The organism is Paremcibacter congregatus (assembly GCF_006385135.1).
Lineage (GTDB): Bacteria > Pseudomonadota > Alphaproteobacteria > Sphingomonadales > Emcibacteraceae > Paremcibacter > Paremcibacter congregatus.
Genome location: NZ_CP041025.1, coordinates 4,117,897 through 4,136,547, shown reverse-complemented (window position 1 = coordinate 4,136,547; position 18,651 = coordinate 4,117,897). Strand labels below are relative to the sequence as shown.

Genomic DNA, 18,651 nt, shown 5'->3' with positions numbered 1-18,651 from the left:
ATTCTACGTCCGGCATGACGCTGGATAAAATATTATATCGCTTTTTTCCCCCAAACTATCTTATTTCACTTTATTTTGTCGTTTACCCGTTATTTACAAATTATCGTTAATTATAGGGTGGATAAAGTTGTCTTGTAGGAGTATTTTCAGAAAATCATCTGAATCGGCCTGACAGGACCAATTAGAGGCAAAGAAGGGAGGCATCTGAAAGATGCCACAAGTAATGGACCCTGAAGAACATACGGACTCTCCTTCCGACCAACCAAATGGTCCGGAACGAAGAATTACCTTCCAGCTCTATGAATATTGGTTCGGGTTGGTTGAAGAAGGTGGTCTGCCGCCGCTCAAGTCCCTGACGCCTGCCGATATTGCACCATACCGCAATAACATGGTTCTCATTGATCTGAGAGATCCTAAATCAGAGCCAACATTACAGGTCGTTGGACAACTTTTGCTGGATGATGTTGGCGAAGGTATTCCGCTTTCCACCATCAGTGACATTCCCCGCCGGACACTGCTCAGCCGCCTGACGGACCATTACATGGAAGTTCTCGGCAACAAAAGCCCGATCTCGTTCGATGCCGAATTTATCAATCTGGATGATCAGAAAATATACTATCGCGGTATCATGTTGCCCTTCAGTGATGACGGCATCAAGGTTAATTTTATTCTGGGGGCTATTCGCTGGATCAGCGAAGATGACATGAAAAAAGCCGCTGCCGAAGCGGCCTTGTTTGAACAGGACAATACGACACAATCGACGACCGAAACTGATACGCCAGCGGAAGAAACCGCATCGTTGGCTCCGGCCGCGCCAACAGAAGAAGGTTCCCCGACCGCACCTGATAATATTTCAGCACCCGATATCCCTGTTGACGTCTCCCCTTCGGATCAAATTCCGGCGTCTCTCCCGCACCTTCGGGAAGAACTGGAAAAATGCCGGAGCTTGGTTCAGGGGCAAAGCCCCGCAGACCTTCGGTCCCGCAAGGCACTTTATGAAACTCTCGGCGCTGTTCTGGATTTCCACCACCTGTGCCAAAACAATAAAGACAGCTATCGACAGCTGTTGGCGGAAGAAGATCTCAAGGCCCAGAAACGCGCCCCTTTCACACCGGCGTTGAAATTATGCTTTGGGCGAGACTATGACAAGACTCGCCTGACTGAATATGCTGCGACATTGTCCTATGCCCAAAAGCACAATCTCACAGGGGCTGATCTGCCGGAATTTCTCGAAACTTTCCCCGGCGGGATCAAGGGCTGTGTCCAGGCGGAGCGTCAGGGTCGCCATGACGGCAACAACACGCCAACGGCTCTGTCCGATGAAGAAAGTAAAAAAATTATTCAAAACATGCCACCTCTCGCAAGCTTCGACGTCTTGATAGATGACGACACCGGCAATGAGGAAGGGAACGACCTTTGTCTGGTTCTTACCCGCCGCGAAGGAACGCGCATGGATGTGGTCAAAATTCTGCCCCAGGATAAGAAAATACTGGGGCCAATTATAAAAAAACTAATAAGGGATCTCTGATCAGGCAATGAAACGATAACGTGATGACAGACCTCATATAAAGGGGCGCATTTCATATAATGACTAAAGTAACTCACTCCCCATACGGAGAGTATTAAAAGGACGAGAAAGTGACGAGCTGGACTCAAAAGAAACTCAGAATTGATGTTGTTGCAGATTTTGCTGTAGAACGATCAAAGTCTGGACCCAACGCTGAATTTATCCAATTCATCAAGGATCTTTACAAGCATGCTGCCCCGGAAGAACTAAACAACCGCCCCATTGAAGAGTTGTATGCGGCGGCGCTTTCCCTGTGGAAATATGCCCAGCAGCGCGATAAGAACCTATGCAAGATAAGGGTATTTAACCCAACTCTGGAAGAACATGGCTGGCCGGCCTCTCACACCATCATTCAGATTATCAATGATGACATGCCATTCCTGCTCGATTCCGTAACTTCCAATCTGCTGGAAGACGGCAACGATCTACATATGCTGGTCCACCCCATCATGACCTTTAAGCGGGATGCCAAAGGCAATATCACGACGGACAAGGCGGGGAAAGAAGTCACCGAATCCATTATGCATATTGAAATTACTGCCATGACGGATCCGGAACAGATCGCCGAACTGGAAGCCAAGCTGAGTAAGGTTCTCGGCTTTGTCCGCGCCGCCATTGATGACTGGAAAGTAATGCTGGGCAAAATGGATGATGTTGGCAAAAACCTAAAATCCTTGCCTAAAACAGTTCTTGACCCACAAAAAAGAGACGTTGCGGTCAATTTCCTTAACTGGCTGAAGAATGACAATTTTACCGTTCTCGGCTACCGGGAGTATTTCCACGACAGCAAAGCGCCCCATAAAACCAAGGGCGAAGGTTATGGCATGCTGCGCGAGCCAGACGAATATGTCCTGAAAGGCCCCGAAGGTCTTGTCCCCACATCACCTGAAATTGAAGATTTCATGGCCCAGGACGAGATCATGCTGATCACAAAGGCCAACGTGAAATCCCTGATTCATCGTGTGGTTCATCTTGATTATATCGGGTTCAAAAAATTTGATAAGAAGGGCGCAACGATCAGCGAGGTTCGGTTTGTTGGCCTGTTTACCGCCCAATCCTATAACCAACAGGCGGCAACGGTACCTTATCTTGATCAAAAAGTGCAGCATGTGGTATCGGAATCTGGTTTTTCTGCCGAAAGCCATGATGGCCGGGCATTGATGCATATCCTTGAAACCCTGCCCCGGGACGAATTGTTCCAGATTGATGAAGAGCAGCTGCTCGAAACAGCCATGGGCATTCTGCATCTCAAAGTCGTCCCACGCTGTCGTGCCTTTATCCGGAAAGACCGTTTCGAACGCTATGTCTCTGCACTGGTTTTTGTTCCTCGTGACCTTTATGATTCAACATTGCGCGGCAAGGTGGAAACCATTTTATGCGAAGCTTTCAACGGCGAACTTTCTTCCCGCTATGCCCAGCTCAGCAATGAACGGATCGCCCGATGGCATTTTATCATTCGCACAAAACCCGGAGACGTGCCGAACCCGGACACCGACAGCATTAACAAACGTCTCAACGAAGTGGCTCAGCGCTGGACGGATCATTTGCAAGAGGTTCTGAATGACCGTTGGGGCGAAGAAGTCGGCACAACCTTGTTCCGCACCTACCATAAGTCATTTTCCGAGTCGTATCGAGAGCATTTCGACGCCCGCTTTGCGGTAACCGACATTGAAAAACTGGAACAGCTGCCCGAAAGCCAGAATATCCAGTTTAACTTTTACCGTCTGGTGGAAGACCCTGATCACGCCATTCGTCTGAAAATTTACACCAGCCGCCAGACCATTGCCTTGAGCGACTGTCTGCCGATGCTGGAAAATCTTGGCCTTCGGGTCGTGGAAGAAAACGCCTTTACCGTCGTGACGGAAGAAAGCCACTCCCCCATTACCCACACAATTCATGATTTTTACATGGAAGACCAGACGGAAAACTCTTTCGATCTGGCAAAAATGAAAGACCGCCTGGAAAACACACTGCGCGCCGTCTGGATTGAACGGGTCGACAATGACGGCTTTAACAAACTGGTGCTGCGCGCCGGCCTGAATTATCGTCAGGCTCTGATCCTGCGCATCTACAGTAAATATTTACGGCAACTGGGCCTGTCCTACAGTGAAACCTATATGCAGGACACGCTTACCCAGCACTGTGATATCGCGCGGGACCTGTCGTCTTTATTCGAAGTCTTTTTCTCCCTGGTCCTGCCAAAAGGGCTTGATCGGGAAACCGAAGCCGCGCGGCTGGAACAGTCGATCCGCACCAATCTGGAACAGGTGGACAGCTTGGACCAGGACCGGATGCTACGCAGTTACCTTAATGTAATCACCAGCACGTTACGGACCAACTTTTATCAAGCCGATAAAGATGGGTCCAACAAGCCGTATATTTCCATCAAAATCAAAAGCCGTGAAGTCAAAGAGGCCCCAAAACCACGGCCATATGCCGAAATCTTTGTCTATAGCCCCCGCATCGAAGGGGTGCATCTGCGCGCCGGGCCTGTCGCACGCGGCGGCTTACGCTGGTCGGATCGAAAAGAAGATTACCGAACCGAAGTCCTCGGACTGGTAAAAGCCCAGCAGGTGAAAAACACCGTGATCGTGCCAGTTGGCGCCAAAGGGGGGTTTGTGCCGAAACAAATCCCGGTTGGGGCTGATCGGGAACAAACTCTGGCAGAGGGCATCACCTGCTATAAAACCTTTATTTCAGGCTTGTTGGACATCACTGATAACCTGAAAGACCAGAATATAATACATCCGGATAATGTTGTGCGGCGGGATGGCGATGACCCCTATCTGGTGGTTGCCGCCGATAAGGGTACCGCAACATTCTCCGATATCGCCAATGGCCTTGCCCAAGATTACGGATTCTGGCTTGATGACGCCTTCGCTTCCGGTGGGTCCAAGGGCTATGACCATAAAAAAATGGGCATTACCGCGAAGGGCGCCTGGGTTTCCGTTCAGCGCCACTTCCGGGAACGCGACATCAATGTCCAGACGGACTCCATTACGGTCACCGGTGTTGGCGACATGTCCGGCGATGTATTCGGCAATGGTCTGCTATGTTCTAAAGCCGTCAAGCTGGTCGCAGCCTTTGATCATCGTGATATCTTCATTGATCCGAACCCTGATCCAGCCACCAGCTATAAGGAGCGCGAACGTCTGTTCAATCTGCCCCGCTCCAGCTGGCAGGATTACAATCAGAAACTGATGTCTAAAGGCGGCGGCATTTTCCCCCGCAGCGCCAAATCCATTCCGCTTAGTCCGGAAATGCAGGATTTGCTGCATTTTGACGCTAGCGTAAAAACCGCAACGCCAAATGAGGTGATGAGAGCCATTCTGACATCTCATGCTGACCTGTTGTGGTTTGGCGGCATCGGTACTTATGTCAAATCGACTCAGGAAAATAACTCCCAGGTGGGGGATCGCGCCAATGACGCCATTCGCGTTGACGGTCGCGAACTCAATTGCACTGTCATTGCCGAGGGCGGAAACCTGGCCTGCACCCAGCGAGGCCGGATCGAATACGCCCTGAAAGGTGGACTGATCAATACCGACGCCGTTGATAACTCTGCGGGCGTGGATTGTTCCGACAACGAAGTAAATATCAAGATTTTACTGAATGCTCTGGTCGTTGATGGGAAGTTAACCTCTCAACAACGCGACAGCTTGCTGGTTGAAATGACTGATGAGGTGAGTAAAATTGTCTTAAACGACAACTATCTACAAACCCAGACCATCAGCCTGGCCCGCGCCAGCAGCATCCGGGAGCTTGACAGCTTTGTCCGCTTTATGGATGACCTGGAAAAATCAGCCCATCTGGATCGGGAACTCGAATTCCTACCGACCGATGATGAGTTGATTGACCGGACTGAAAAGGAACTGGGCCTGACCCGACCGGAAATATCCGTGTTGGTGGCTTATGCCAAAATGGGCCTTTATGATGAATTGATGACCAGCGATTTCCTTGATGATCCCTATCTGGACAAATATCTGATCCGGGCCTTCCCGATTCAGCTCCAGACGAGGTATGCATCTGAAATTGCAAAGCATCAGCTGAAACGCGCCATTATCGCCAAGGAAATCTGTAACGAGATTGTCAACCGTGGCGGCATCCAGGCAATTAAGGAAGAAACTGGCGCCATGGCCGCAGACATCGCCCGCGCGTCTATTATTGCCCGGGAAGTCTTTAGTCTGACCGCCCTGTGTGAACAGATCGAAAGTCTGGATTATAAAGCCCCGGCTACCATACAGATCCTGATGTTAATGGATGTCGAGGCCTTTGCCCGCAGACAAACCATCTGGTTCCTCAACAATACCGATACCAGCCGACCGCTCAAGGATATCATCGAACAGTTCCGGCCTGGTGTCGAAAAACTGTTTGAGGGTTCCGCAGCACTGCCCAACGCACAGGACGACAGCCTTAATTGCAAAATCGCCATGTATTGCGAGCAGAATGTCGATCGGGAACTGGCGGCGCATATCGCCAACCTGGAATTGACCGTGGCGGCATGTGATATGGTATTGGTCGCTCAGGAAATGGATATTGATATTCTGGACGTGGCCCGGGCTTACTTCCTGCTTGGCGACAAAATCGGCTTCGACTGGTTGCGCGCTGAAGCAGAGGTGGTCGAATCTTCAGATCATTGGGACCGGTTGGCCACCAACAGTGTTGTCGCCGACCTGCTTGATCAACAGAAGAATCTGACCCGGTCAGCCCTGGCAAACCTCAAAAAAGGCGGCGATAGTGTCGAAGCAGCAACAGCCTGGCTAAAGAAAGTGGACAATTCCATCCACCGCATTCAAAAACTGATTACCGACTTCCAGGTAACCGGCCGGATCAATGTAACAAAACTGGGCTTTGCCGCACGGCAAATCCGTAATGTAATCATCGACTGATCACTGAAATTTACTAAAAAAGGGATGAGAAAACCTCATCCCTTTTTTTATCCATCGCATTTTCTCGGCAACATCGCATCTTAATATTTGGACATTTTCTTCCCCCAGAGCGACCCAAGCCAGGCCCCCAGAAGCAGCGGCAAAAGAATGGCCGGGAAGACACGCAGAACCTCGGCATAGCCTGTATCGCTGAAAATGAAAATCAGGGCCATGTACACTAGCCCGAAAATAACCGCCCACATGAAAGACAGGCGCATGGCCCCGGCGCGACTACACACAATATAGCCAACGACACCGCCAAAAAAAATTAAGATCAAAATACCCATTGCGCTTTGCCTTCTCAAATTTATCGGCCACAGTAGAGTGACAACCGATTTCCCCCTAATGTAAAAGGACATTCCGCAAAGCGCACGTTCTTTTGTCAAGAATCTGCATTTTTAAACATCTGGTCAGGAAGCTTAAAAACTGTCGTTTAAAACAACTTCATCCGGAGGCAACTGCCCCCCACGCGCCCAAGGCTCTTTTACAGCTTTTCCTATAACTAAAATCAGTGCGATAACATGATCCTCCGGTAAATTGATCACCTCCGCTACCTGGTCGGCATCAAACCCGATCATTGGCCCCGTATTCAGTCCCAACGAAGTCGCGGCCACCATAATATTCTGCGCCATAAAGGAACCGCTGCGAATTGCCTCATCACGTTGCAATACAGGCTTATCTTTATAAAACTCTGTCAACATCCCCACAAGAATGTTCCGGGTTTCCTGGTCTGCCGTGCGCCAATAACGCTCCGGATTTTTGCGCCAGGCCTGTGTATCCCCGCAAATAACCCAAACCTCACTGGCCTCGGTAAGCTGCGCCTGGTCAAAAGCCGCCACGCGCAAGGCGGCGCGTGCGCCCTTGTCTGTAATCCGAACAATCCGACCATGTTGAATATTATACGACGTTGGCGCACACAAGGCCGCAGCCATTAAACTATCGATCTGTTGATCATCCAACTTGAAACTGCTGTCAAAATGTTTAGCCGTTCTGCGTGCTGTCATCGCAGTCAATGTATCCATGATAAATCTCCTTTTGTATCTTTTCACCGGATACTTTAAGAGATAGTCTTTCCATTAAATTAAGGAAGGCACAAATTAACCAACATGCTTTTGCATTTTATGCACAAGCTTTTCCTGAAGGGGCGCGCATGATTAATCGACTAAATTTATTCCTCAAAGTGATTGAGCTCGGCAGCTTTTCCGCCGTCAGCCGCGCCGCCGGATTATCACCATCAAGCATCAGCCGGCAAATGGACAAATTAGAAGCCGATTTCGGCATTCGGCTTCTCAACCGTTCCACCCATGTCATTCACCCGACAGAAGCGGGGCTCGCCCTGGCGCCTTACGCAGAGAACAGCCTTGCCCAACTGGACCAGGCCAGGCAGGAAATCTGCCCCCCAAGCGAAAAGGTGACAGGAGCACTGAAAGTATCTGTCTTCTCCACCTTCGGCAATCTTGCAATTTGTCCCCTGCTGCCAAAATTCTTCGACCAGTTTCCCGATGTCAGCCTTACCCTCAACGCCGAGGATTGTATGGTCGACCTGACCAAAGAAAATGTGGATCTCGCGGTGCGTATCGGGCGACCACAGGATTCAAGTCTCAAGATGCGTCCGCTGATGGCCAATCACATGCGATTGGTCGCCAGTCCAGCTTATATCGCCCGACACGGTCTGCCGGAAAACCCGGAAAAGTTACGACATCACAACTGTCTGACCTTTGACCGCAACCGCAAAACGACCTGGTGGCATTTTGACCAGGACTCTCGGCAGATCAAGGTCCCGGTCTCTGGGAATCTGCGTTCTGTGGGGGGCGCCCCCCTCTATCGGGCGGCTCTGGCTGGTCTTGGTATCACAGTCACCACCCGTTGGCAGTCCCACCGCGCCATCAGCCGTGGCGACTTGCTGCCGCTACTGCCCGACTGGAGCGCCAGCCTTGACGGCCAGGGCGCCAACCAGATTTATGCTGTCTATCTGCCAGATCGCCATATGCGTCCGGCATTACGCGCGTTCCTCGACTTTCTGGTGGCGGAACTCGCACCACTTAACTGCTAGAAAGACGAATGAGCCCCCCAAAAGCTCTAAGTCTTTTATTTCTGCCCCTAGTGGCGGAAATGGCGCATGCCGGTCATCACCATAGCCAGACCACGTTCGTTAGCCGCAGCAATCACTTCGTCATCCCGCATGGAACCCCCCGGTTGAATGACCGCCGTAACCCCCGCTTCTGCGGCATGGATCAAACCATCAGCAAAGGGGAAGAAAGCATCGGATGCAACCACCGAGCCCTTGGTCAGAACTTCTGGGAACCCGGCGGCCTCTTTAGCGTCTTCTGCCTTCCGGACCGCGACCCGGGCACTGTCGACGCGGCTCATCTGACCCGCGCCAATCCCGACAGTTGCGCCATCTTTGACATATATAATTGCATTGGACTTCACATGCTTACAAACAGTGAAGGCAAACAACAGGTCTTTCAGTTCCTGTTCTGTTGGTTGACGTTCCGTCACCACCTTCAAGTCGTCTAATGTTACCTTACCATTATCACGGTCCTGCAGAAGATAGCCGCCCGCAACTGATTTAATGGTTTGCCCCACGGCGCGCGGATCAGCAAGACCGCCTGTAAGCAACAAACGTAAATTCTTCTTGGCAGCGAGAATTTCCAGCGCCTTTTGATCTGCGTCAGGCGCAATCACGACCTCAGTAAAAATCTTGGAGATTTCCTCAGCAGTCGCACCGTCCAATGTACTATTCAGGGCAATGATCCCGCCGAAGGCACTGGTCTGATCACATAGCAACGCCTGATTATAGGCCTCTTTCATGGTCGCAGCCTGGGCCACACCACAAGGATTGGCATGTTTGATAATGGCCACAGCCGGTCCGGAAGCCGCATCAAACTCACTGACCAACTCAAAGGCGGCATCAGTGTCATTAAGATTATTATAACTCAACTCCTTCCCCTGTATCTGGCGGGCTGTCGCAATACCAGGCCGGGGGGTTGCGCTGCGGCTAACATAGAAGGCTGCATTTTGATGCGGGTTCTCACCATACCGCAACGTTTGCTTGCGGGTGGCGGTTACGTTCAGCCGGTCGGGATAGCTGTCGCCCAGTTGTGCGGCAAACCAGGCCGAAATAGCGGCATCATAAGACCCCGTGCGGGCATACGCCCGGGCCGCCAATGCACGGCGCAAGTCAGCAGATGTCGCACCGTTATTTTCCAACATGGATGCCTTCACTGCTTCATAATCTCTGGCTTCAACAACAACGGTTACAAACTTATGATTCTTCGCGGCAGACCGGATCATCGCCGGACCGCCAATATCGATGTTTTCGATGCAGGTGTCAAAGTCCGCCCCTTTTTCTACTGTTTCTTCAAAGGGATAAAGATTAACCACCAGCAGGTCAATATTGGCAATATCGTGATCAGTCATGGCTTTAACGTGGGTATCGTTATCGCGCAGGGCCAGAAGCCCGCCATGGATTTTAGGATGCAAGGTTTTCACCCGACCATCCATCATTTCAGGAAAGCCGGTGTGACTGGACACTTCAGTAACCACAATGCCAGCATCGGCCAACGCTTTGGCTGATCCTCCGGTAGAGAGGATCTCCACCCCTTGGTCACTCAAAAACTGGCCGAATTCGATCAACCCGTTTTTATCCGATACGGAAAGCAGGGCGCGTTTGATGGGAGTTGTGGGGGCTGGCGACATAATGGATTCCTTAAAATAACAGCGTCTTGACCTGTAAAGACATTATAAAGAGAATATTTCCCTTGCGTCCTACTGGATCACCCGCCTTCAGGCAAGTAAAAAACCACTATTCCCGCAATCAATGCCGTTCAATGCGCCGCAGTGACCATTTTACCACGGTTTCCGGATCAGCAGCTGTCCCCGAGAGAACAATTTGTCGACAGTTCTGCAGCCGCGCCACTTCCCCAAGATAGATACTTTCTTCCAGGGCAAGAGACGCACCGGCACACTGGAATTGCCAGTAATCACCATTCGGCAACCGCAATAGAACTTTGTCATCGCCACTCTGCAGCGATACCGTGACATCAGGATGAACATGAAAGCGGATATCAAAATGCGGCGCTTTAAGGTTATCCGAGGTTTGTAACATCCGGCGCTGCAAACGATCTTCGCCGCGGATATCAAGACCGGTATCATTGAGATAGAGACTGCGATAATGGGTGACCCCAAAGCGAACCTGATAACCGTCATGGCTCATATCTAACAGATGATGACCTTTTTCTTCTGTGCGGTCACTGGTCACCAGCGTCGGCCCATCGCCAATCAAACCATCCTTGCGCAAGGCACTGGAATTCTTGTCATTCAGAACCACCGTTGAATGCGCCGCTGTTGAGCGAGACAACTTGTACAAATCCATATCCGGCATATCCGGCAGAGAGCTCGCGCACCCACAATTGACTATGATACGGTGCGGGCCCTGGCTGAGTTCAAAAGACAGGGTGCTGGCATGGCCATTGTAACTCACCTCAACCTCGGCCGGCGGTCCTGTATCGGCAATAATTACAGTTCCTTCCTGCTCAAGTCGTCTAAAGCCACTTTGTTCACCATCAAGACAAACCACCCCTGTCTCCTGGTCGGCATCTGCATCAGAAAAAGCGATCGTCGCCGCCATATCCTGAGCGTTTTGTTCGCTGGCCCCATGAAAAAGGGCCAGACGGCCATCCCCATGGATCAGACTTTTCAACAATGCCGTCATACGGGCCAATGCTGGGGTTAATCCCGACGGCACGTCATGCCCCATGGCTTTATAGGAAGCGCGCACCACCAGTAAGCCGCGTAAAATCCGGTACAGGTCTTCCGGATTGCGGCTGGCGACACCCCCGTCTGGCAGAATTTCGGTGGTTAAGGCCTCCTGCAATAACCGTGTGCCGCGCTTTAGCCAATTTTCCCCGTAAGGGATATAAAGTCCGGCTAAAATAAGTCCCCCGATGGCCCGCATGCGCGGTAAGCCTCGTCCATAATCATCAGAGGAATGATAGAGATGCCGGGCCTGGCGGGCGAGACAATTGAGCAGCTTGCTGCGGTAGATCAAGTCATTGCTGTCGAGAATCAACGGGGCATAGGCCATCCAGTTGATGATACGGCGCCCAATGATGTCCGGCGACCAGGTCAGATCATGCCATTGATCAAATTCCGCCAACCAATGGCGCATGAGGTCCATGGCCCGACGTCGGGCGGCATTGCGATCGACCACCCGGTTGAGATCACGAAGCCAGCAAAAACTATGTAAATGTTCGGCCCATTTTTGATCCAGAGTATCCACCTGCCAGATTTCACCCCCTTCCCATGCACCAGTATCGTGGGCGGGATTACGCAGAATCTGCCCCTCACAATAAAACCGGTTGGAAATAATATGGGACCCTGCGGCGATGGAGCCGGCCCACGGATCTTTCGGCGTCCCCAGTAGCCGCAAAGGATGTTTTCCTTTCAGGCGCAGCTCATGATAACGGCTGCTGTAACTGGCTTTTTTCACCACATTTTTCAGACGTTTCTGTACCTTGGCCGTGAGTGGCGTGTCTGAGTGACGGCGAATTTGCGACATCGAAGCTTATCTCTGTTCCGGTTCAAAGTTAGGAAAATCAGGCGAAAGCGCAGCCTAACATATGTTGCGTGGGGAATTAAGGCAGATTTGTGATATTCCTGTGGAACAGCCTATTCTTCTTTACTCCCGCGCAACGCCCGAATATTTTTGGCGTAACACGCCGGGCCGCCGGTGAAACTCGCGGTTCCTGCAACCAAAAGGTCCGCCCCGGCATCCACAACCCATTCAGCCGTCTCTGCTGTGATCCCGCCATCTACCTGTAGATCAATATGACGACCAGAAACGTCAATTTTCTGCCGGACCGCCTTGATCTTCTGCAATTGATTGACGATGAATTTTTGCCCCCCGAACCCCGGGTTAACGCTCATCACCAGAATAAGGTCTACCATATCCATCACATGGTCCAGAACCTCCACTGGTGTTCCGGGGTTGAGGGAAATACCCGCCCGTTTGCCCAATGATTTTATCAGTTGAATCGTACGGTGAAAATGCGGTGTTGCTTCTGCATGAATGGTAATAATATCAGACCCGGCATTGGCAAAGTCTTCAATATAAGCATCCACCGGAGAAATCATCAAATGCACATCAAAGATTTTGTCGCTGAACGGTCTTATGGCCTTCACCACGGCGGGGCCAATGGTAATGTTGGGGACAAAATGTCCGTCCATCACATCTACATGTATATAATCCGCCCCGGCCGCATCAATGGCGGCAATTTCCTCGCCCAGCCGGGCAAAATCAGCAGAAAGAATGGAAGGGGCAATTCTGGTATGTTGTTGCATGAGATTCCCTAAATATCAAAATCTTGAATTGAAAGTTATTAGTCTGATGTTTTCGTCAGCCGGCTGATAAAAAAGCCGTCCATGCCGCCCGGTATATTAGCCGCAGGATTATGATGGGGCAAGGTTTGCACATCACCGTTATCCATAATCGCCTGCCCAAAACCTGTAAGCTCATCTGCCGTGATCGGAACACGCTGAATCTTTTCATTCCGGCTCAACAAAGCCGCTATCTGATCCGGCCCCTCTTCCGTCTGCAATGAACAAACACAATAAATCAACCTGCCCCCCACAGGCAGTATGGAAATCGCGGCATCTAACAGGTTTTTCTGAATTTCCGCCAGTGCCGTGATGTCCAGAGGGCCCCGCATACGGCTCACCTCCGGATGGCGGCGCATGGTCCCCGTGGAACTGCACGGCGCATCCAACAGGATAAAAGGAAACGGCTCGTCCGGTGAATACGTCGCGGCGTCTGTCACCACCGTCTCACAGGAGAAGCCCAACCGGGACATATTTTCTTCAAATCGCCGCAATCGCCGCGCCGACTGATCCACCGCGGTCACCTGACATCCTTTAGCCAGTGACTGTGCTGTCTTGCCTCCGGGAGCCGCACAAAGATCCAGCACCCGATCCCCCGACTTTGCCCCCAATAGTGTTGCCGGAAGGCTGGCGGCCGTATCCTGAACCCACCACTGGCCCTCTTCATAACCATCAAGCTGAGCCACGGGCCCCGCCTTCTCGACCCGCACCGAACCATTCGGCAGTTCTATTCCGCCAAGTTTTTCAGCCCATTGCTTGGCTGCTGTTTGATCTTTCAGGCTAAAATCAAGCGGCGGCTCCGCCAGCAGCGCCACCGCCATATCATCAACCTGCCCAGATCCGTAACGCGCCACCCAGCTGGCCTTCAGCCACTTGGGAATATTGAGCCCTGGAGAAAATTTGGTCGAGAATTTTTCCTGTTCCCGATCAATGCGGCGCAAAATAGCGTTGACCATTCCTTTAGCGTGCCGATCAGAACTGTTTTTTTGTTTATCCGTCATTTTAACGGCCGAATTCACCGCCGCATGGGCCGGTACCTGCATGTATAGCAATTGTGTGATTGCCAACCGCAGAATATTGCGAACCGTTTTCTTCTTGCTGGTCAATTTTGTTGTTGTGCAATGATTTATCATGGCATCAAGCTGACCCAGATGACGTAAGCAGCTTGTGCCAAGATGGCGCACAAAGGCCCTGTCCTGAACCGTGAGCTTATCGCCGTAAAAGCGACAGGTCTGTTCAAATGCCTGATCCAGCGGCAAATGCTCATCCAGAATTCTTTCCAGAAAGGCCAGGGCCGCCCAGCGGCCGATCAGGTCATTTGCCATATCACTTCATACTCACGCTCTTCTCCCGGGGAATCCGGAAAAGTCTTAAAAAGGGGCGTAACATAAGCCCCCGGGTCTGCCAAGCAGAAACTGCCCGCTTAGCCCCATGGTCCCTTATTAGGTGTCTTTTTAGCGCTGGTCGGCACTGATGCGCGCCCTGAAGATGGGGCCCGCGCCATACCCTGAAGACGTTTGATCCGCGTATCCATATTAGGGTGGGTGGAAAACAGGTTATCCATCCGCTCTCCGCTCAGTGGATTGACAATAAACAAATGTGCCGTCGCCGGATTACGCTCCGCCATCGTATTAGGTACTTGTCGGCTGGCTTTCTGTAATTTTTCCAAAGCCGAAGCCAACCACAACGGATGACCACATATCTCCGCCCCGCGACGGTCAGCCTCATACTCACGGCTACGGCTGATGGCCATCTGAACCAGAAGCGCCGCTAACGGCGCCAGAATCATCATCAACAGCGCCCCGACAAACCCCAATGGATTATCCCGGTTCCCCCCGAAAAACAAAGCGAAATTGGCCAGCATACTAATCGCCCCTGCAAGCGTCGCCGTAACCGTCATGGTCAGAGTGTCCCGGTGTTTCACATGAGAGAGCTCATGTGCCATAACACCCGCCACTTCTTCACGGTTTAAAATCTGCAACAACCCCCGGGAGGCCGCCACCGCCGCATTGTCAGGGTTACGTCCTGTGGCAAAGGCATTCGGCTGTTCACTGGCAATGACATAAACTTTGGGCATCGGTAGTGCTGCCCGTCGAGCCAATCCTTCAACCGTTCGGTAGTACGCCTGCAGAGTAGGCTGCGTGGTATCCGGGCGCACTTCCTCCGCCCCATACATACGCAGAACCAGTTTGTCAGAATTCCAATAAGCAAAAACATTCATGCCCAATGCAAAGATAAAGGCAAATATCATCCCTGACTGTCCGCCAATCATGAACCCCACCGCCAGAAACAAGCCTGTCATTGCCGCTAACAGCAAGGAGGTCTTAAAAAATCCCATTTTATAGATCCTCTAAAGCATTCTATCCTAGTGTCTCCCCCATACTTCCTGTTATATATGGAGAGCAAAATCCCTTTTAACAAGAGTTTGACCCATGAGTGTTCCAAAAAATAACGACCCAAAAACATCCCCCGCCAGTGCTGAGAAGGATGATGCTCGGTCAGGAAAAGACGGAGATACCCCCCTTGCACGGCCCACTGAATACGGGGGCCGGGAAGGGCCGGAGCCAACCCGTTATGGCGACTGGGAAAACAGTGGCATCATTTCAGACTTTTGAGCCTATGATTGATGACCTATGAAAGGGATGTGTTATGAAGCGATTATTTCTGTTGCGTCACGGCAAAGCTGGCTTCGGCAATACGGACCCTGAACGCCCCCTGGCCCCTCGGGGTGTGAAGGATATAGTATGGCTTGGCAAACTTTTAACCACAAAAGCTCTTTTACCCGACCATATTCTGTGTTCTTCCGCAAAACGCACCCGGGAAACCCGCGACTGCCTCTGCCAAGGTGACAATATACCACATATAAAAACATCTTTTCACGATAAGCTTTATCTTGCTTCTGCCGAAACCCTGCTCGACCACCTGCACTGTCTGGACAGCGGCATTCAAACCGCCATGATCATTGGTCATAACCCTGGAATCGCCACGTTATTTCACAGTCTCATTAACCGCCCCGCAACAGATCAGCGCCTGAGGGAATTTCCAACCGGGTGTCTGGTCATTCTTGATTTTGATATTACCGACTGGGCTGACCTAAAAAGTAACACAGGACAACTTTATTGTGGCTTTGTTGCTTCAGACGCCCGCAAGAAAGAAGAAGGTAACCTGCAAGATACTCAATAACTTAACCAGTATTTCACATGTCTGCATTAGCTTAATAAAGACACGGCCCTGCCGATTTTTGGATTAAGATTATGAAAGAAAAAGAATTACGCCTTGCCTTGGTTTGTTTCGGCGGCATTTCGCTGGCCATATATATTCATGGTGCAACCAAGGAAATTCTGAAACTGGCCCGCGCCTCAAAAGCTTTTCACAACGAGCCTGACATCAATAGTGAAAGCCGCAAACGCTATATTTACCCCAATGAAGATCTGATTGATCAACCGGACACGGAACTGGTCTATTTTGATATCCTGAAGGCGCTGGCCCCGGATATGGACCTCAGAGTTATTGTTGATGTCATCGCCGGCGCTTCTGCCGGCGGCATGAACAGCATTTTTCTGGGGCGGGCGCTGGCCCATGATCTGAGCATGGACCATTTGCGCCATCACTGGCTGGAAGAGGCTGATGTCAGCCGTCTGGTTGGCGATAAAAAACCCGCTGGTCGTCTTGATAAAGTTTTTTCCAAGCCTCTCATCCATTACCTCAGCTCAAAATATCTAGGTCAAACGCCTCTTGCCGAACAGGTAAAACTGAAATTACCCGCCCTTATGAATGTCTGGAAACTAAAACCGCCTTTTGATGGCCAGCATTTTCTTGGACTGATGTATAACAGTCTGAGCCAAATGGGTGAGGTGAAGCATCATTCTTTGATGCCCTATGGACATCGCCTCGATCTTTATGTCACCGTAACCGACTATTTTGGGTTTCACCGCGTCATTCCCCTGAACGATCCCCCTTTAATACAGGAACGTGAACATCGCCATAAACTGCATTTTTCTTATCTCAATAAGGAAAACCACCCTGGTGAGGATACCCAAAATCCTCATAACATTACTTCAGATTTCGATGTTTCCGGGATACCGGGCCTGAGTTTCGCCGCCCGCGCCACAGCCTGTTTCCCCGGCGCCTTTCCCCCGGCCCAGCTGCGTGAAGTTGATCACTTCATGAAAAACAAAGGGAAAAAATGGACAGCCAAGGCGCAATTTATCAAGCATAACTTCCGCGAATATGCCAGGGCCAATCTCGACCCCATGGCCACATCCTTCCTTGATGGCAGCATTCTGAATAACAAACCCTTTGACCAGGCAATCAGCGCCATTCAAGGCCGGCCCGCTTTTCGGGAAGTAGAACGACGTATAATTTATATAGATCCAAATCCGGAAAAACTTTTGGTCACGCCAACAGGCGCGCCGCCCTCTCCCTTGAATACAATTAAAGGGGCCCTGTCAGACATTCCCATGAATGAACCCATGCATGATGACCTGATGGACATTCAAACTTATAATCAACAAATCCGGACAATTCGAACAGTCATTGACACTGCCAAGCCGGAGATCGAAGCATTGGTTTCTGATATTTCCGGCGAACGCCTCAATACAATTTCCACAGCACAGGAAATTGAATATTTGCGGGTCATCGCCAATATCAGGTCCGTAACCGACGCCGGTTACTCTTATGGTGGTTATGCCCGGCTTAAAGTACGTAATACAGTCGCTAACCTAACCAATATTATCGGGGACATCTGCGGCTTCAGCAGTGGGACACACCTCCGCCGCCGCCTGTTCAACATACTGCATAATATGGCTTTCCGGGATAAATTTGATTTTTCCGATTACCAAAACAGGTTGGAAGAGCAGAGTGCATCAGGCCTGATGAATTGGGTCAAAGGCCTCATTCAGAAACAAGATCATCAGGAGAACATGCCATCCTGGGGATTTTTTCTCACCAAATTCGATATCAAATATCAACGGCGTCGTTTGTTATTTATCATAAAAGACCTAAACACTCATTATTCCCTTTGCCCGGAAGATGCAAAAAAGCTGGATGAACTCAAAAAAACCCTATATGGCCTGCTGGAAGAGCTTTCAAGTTGCGCCGAACCTGCCAACATCCCCTTTACCATCAAAGAATACCTGAGGGCAACTTTCCAGCCTTTGCTGAAATTAAACCTTGATGATCATATTCAGGAAAACGAAATCACAAAAAACCTGGAAGATTATATGCCTGGCATTCAAGCCGTACTCAATCAGCTGGCAGATGTTCTAAATCTGGATCAATATAAAAACAAAGCCGACCAATTGATAGCCGAACAAACAAAAACCCCCTGGAAAAGTGATTTAGCCAAAAGCCTGGCCGTGAGTTACATTGGGTTTTCATTTTGGGATGTCACCACATTCTCCATCATGGGATCAAAGGAACTCGGTGAATTCGACGAAATTAAAATTAACCGGATCAGCCCCAAAGATAAATCCGTGATTAATGGGGACAAAGATCATCTTCCGCTCTGTGGTACTGCAATGGGAGGGTTCGGCGCTTTTTTCAGCCGTGCTGACCGGGAAAATGATTATCTCTGGGGACGGTTAAACAGCGCCGAACGCCTGATTGATCTTTTATATAATCAGGCCAAAGATTCCGGTCTTCATCATAAACTGAATATCCAGAGTCTTAAGAAAAAAGCGTTCACCACCATTCTTGATGTGGAGGAGCCATACTTGAAGGAAGCCTCCGACCTGATTACCAAAATCAGGGAAAAGGTCAATAACCTGTAAACGC

Annotated in this window: 13 protein-coding genes; 6 read left to right on the top strand and 7 right to left on the bottom strand. The window is 50.5% G+C overall.

Annotation, left to right across the window (positions count from 1 at the left end):
* Positions 1-211: 211 nt before the first annotated feature.
* The gene (locus tag FIV45_RS18100) at positions 212-1,528 is read left to right on the top strand and encodes a PAS domain-containing protein (protein WP_133118593.1); all 1,317 of its coding nucleotides are present in this window, start codon (positions 212-214) and stop codon (positions 1,526-1,528) included.
* A 110-nt stretch (positions 1,529-1,638) separates the two neighbouring features.
* Positions 1,639-6,456, top strand: coding sequence for an NAD-glutamate dehydrogenase (locus tag FIV45_RS18095; protein ID WP_099474147.1), 4,818 nt, complete (start codon positions 1,639-1,641; stop codon positions 6,454-6,456).
* An 80-nt stretch (positions 6,457-6,536) separates the two neighbouring features.
* Here the strand turns inward: FIV45_RS18095 and FIV45_RS18090 are convergent, their stop codons facing one another.
* Together FIV45_RS18090 and FIV45_RS18085 are read right to left on the bottom strand one after the other, a co-directional pair.
* Positions 6,537-6,782 (bottom strand): hypothetical protein, encoded by a 246-nt coding sequence (locus tag FIV45_RS18090; RefSeq protein ID WP_099474149.1) that lies wholly within the window; start codon positions 6,780-6,782, stop codon positions 6,537-6,539.
* Between the two features lie 132 nt (positions 6,783-6,914).
* Positions 6,915-7,517: a nitroreductase family protein gene (locus FIV45_RS18085; protein ID WP_099474151.1), complete on the bottom strand. Its 603-nt coding sequence runs from the start codon at positions 7,515-7,517 to the stop codon at positions 6,915-6,917.
* A 128-nt stretch (positions 7,518-7,645) separates the two neighbouring features.
* On the opposite strand from FIV45_RS18085, the gene FIV45_RS18080 reads away from it, so the two are divergent.
* Positions 7,646-8,548 (top strand): LysR family transcriptional regulator, encoded by a 903-nt coding sequence (locus FIV45_RS18080; protein ID WP_099474153.1) that lies wholly within the window; start codon positions 7,646-7,648, stop codon positions 8,546-8,548.
* A 47-nt stretch (positions 8,549-8,595) separates the two neighbouring features.
* On the opposite strand, the gene purH is transcribed toward FIV45_RS18080, so the two are convergent.
* From purH to htpX, 5 genes are all read right to left on the bottom strand, one after another.
* Complete coding sequence (gene purH / locus FIV45_RS18075; RefSeq protein ID WP_099474154.1) at positions 8,596-10,197, bottom strand: bifunctional phosphoribosylaminoimidazolecarboxamide formyltransferase/IMP cyclohydrolase; 1,602 nt, start codon at positions 10,195-10,197, stop codon at positions 8,596-8,598.
* 118 nt (positions 10,198-10,315) lie between these two features.
* On the bottom strand, positions 10,316-12,058 hold the full coding sequence (locus tag FIV45_RS18070) for a heparinase II/III family protein (protein ID WP_099474156.1): 1,743 nt from the start codon (positions 12,056-12,058) through the stop codon (positions 10,316-10,318).
* 110 nt (positions 12,059-12,168) lie between these two features.
* On the bottom strand, positions 12,169-12,840 hold the full coding sequence (rpe, locus tag FIV45_RS18065) for a ribulose-phosphate 3-epimerase (protein WP_099474158.1): 672 nt from the start codon (positions 12,838-12,840) through the stop codon (positions 12,169-12,171).
* 38 nt (positions 12,841-12,878) lie between these two features.
* Positions 12,879-14,201 (bottom strand): RsmB/NOP family class I SAM-dependent RNA methyltransferase, encoded by a 1,323-nt coding sequence (locus FIV45_RS18060; protein WP_099474160.1) that lies wholly within the window; start codon positions 14,199-14,201, stop codon positions 12,879-12,881.
* A 98-nt stretch (positions 14,202-14,299) separates the two neighbouring features.
* On the bottom strand, positions 14,300-15,214 hold the full coding sequence (gene htpX, locus FIV45_RS18055; RefSeq protein ID WP_099474162.1) for a zinc metalloprotease HtpX: 915 nt from the start codon (positions 15,212-15,214) through the stop codon (positions 14,300-14,302).
* Positions 15,215-15,308: 94 nt separating this feature from the next.
* On the opposite strand from htpX, the gene FIV45_RS18050 reads away from it, so the two are divergent.
* The 3 genes from FIV45_RS18050 to FIV45_RS18040 all read left to right on the top strand — a co-directional run bounded on the left by FIV45_RS18050 (position 15,309) and on the right by FIV45_RS18040 (position 18,647).
* Positions 15,309-15,491, top strand: a complete 183-nt coding sequence (locus tag FIV45_RS18050) for a DUF1674 domain-containing protein (RefSeq protein ID WP_099474164.1) — start codon at positions 15,309-15,311, stop codon at positions 15,489-15,491.
* Between the two features lie 34 nt (positions 15,492-15,525).
* Positions 15,526-16,059: a SixA phosphatase family protein gene (locus tag FIV45_RS18045; protein ID WP_099474166.1), complete on the top strand. Its 534-nt coding sequence runs from the start codon at positions 15,526-15,528 to the stop codon at positions 16,057-16,059.
* 71 nt (positions 16,060-16,130) lie between these two features.
* Positions 16,131-18,647 (top strand): patatin-like protein, encoded by a 2,517-nt coding sequence (locus FIV45_RS18040; RefSeq protein ID WP_099474167.1) that lies wholly within the window; start codon positions 16,131-16,133, stop codon positions 18,645-18,647.
* The last annotated feature ends 4 nt before the right edge of the window (positions 18,648-18,651 follow it).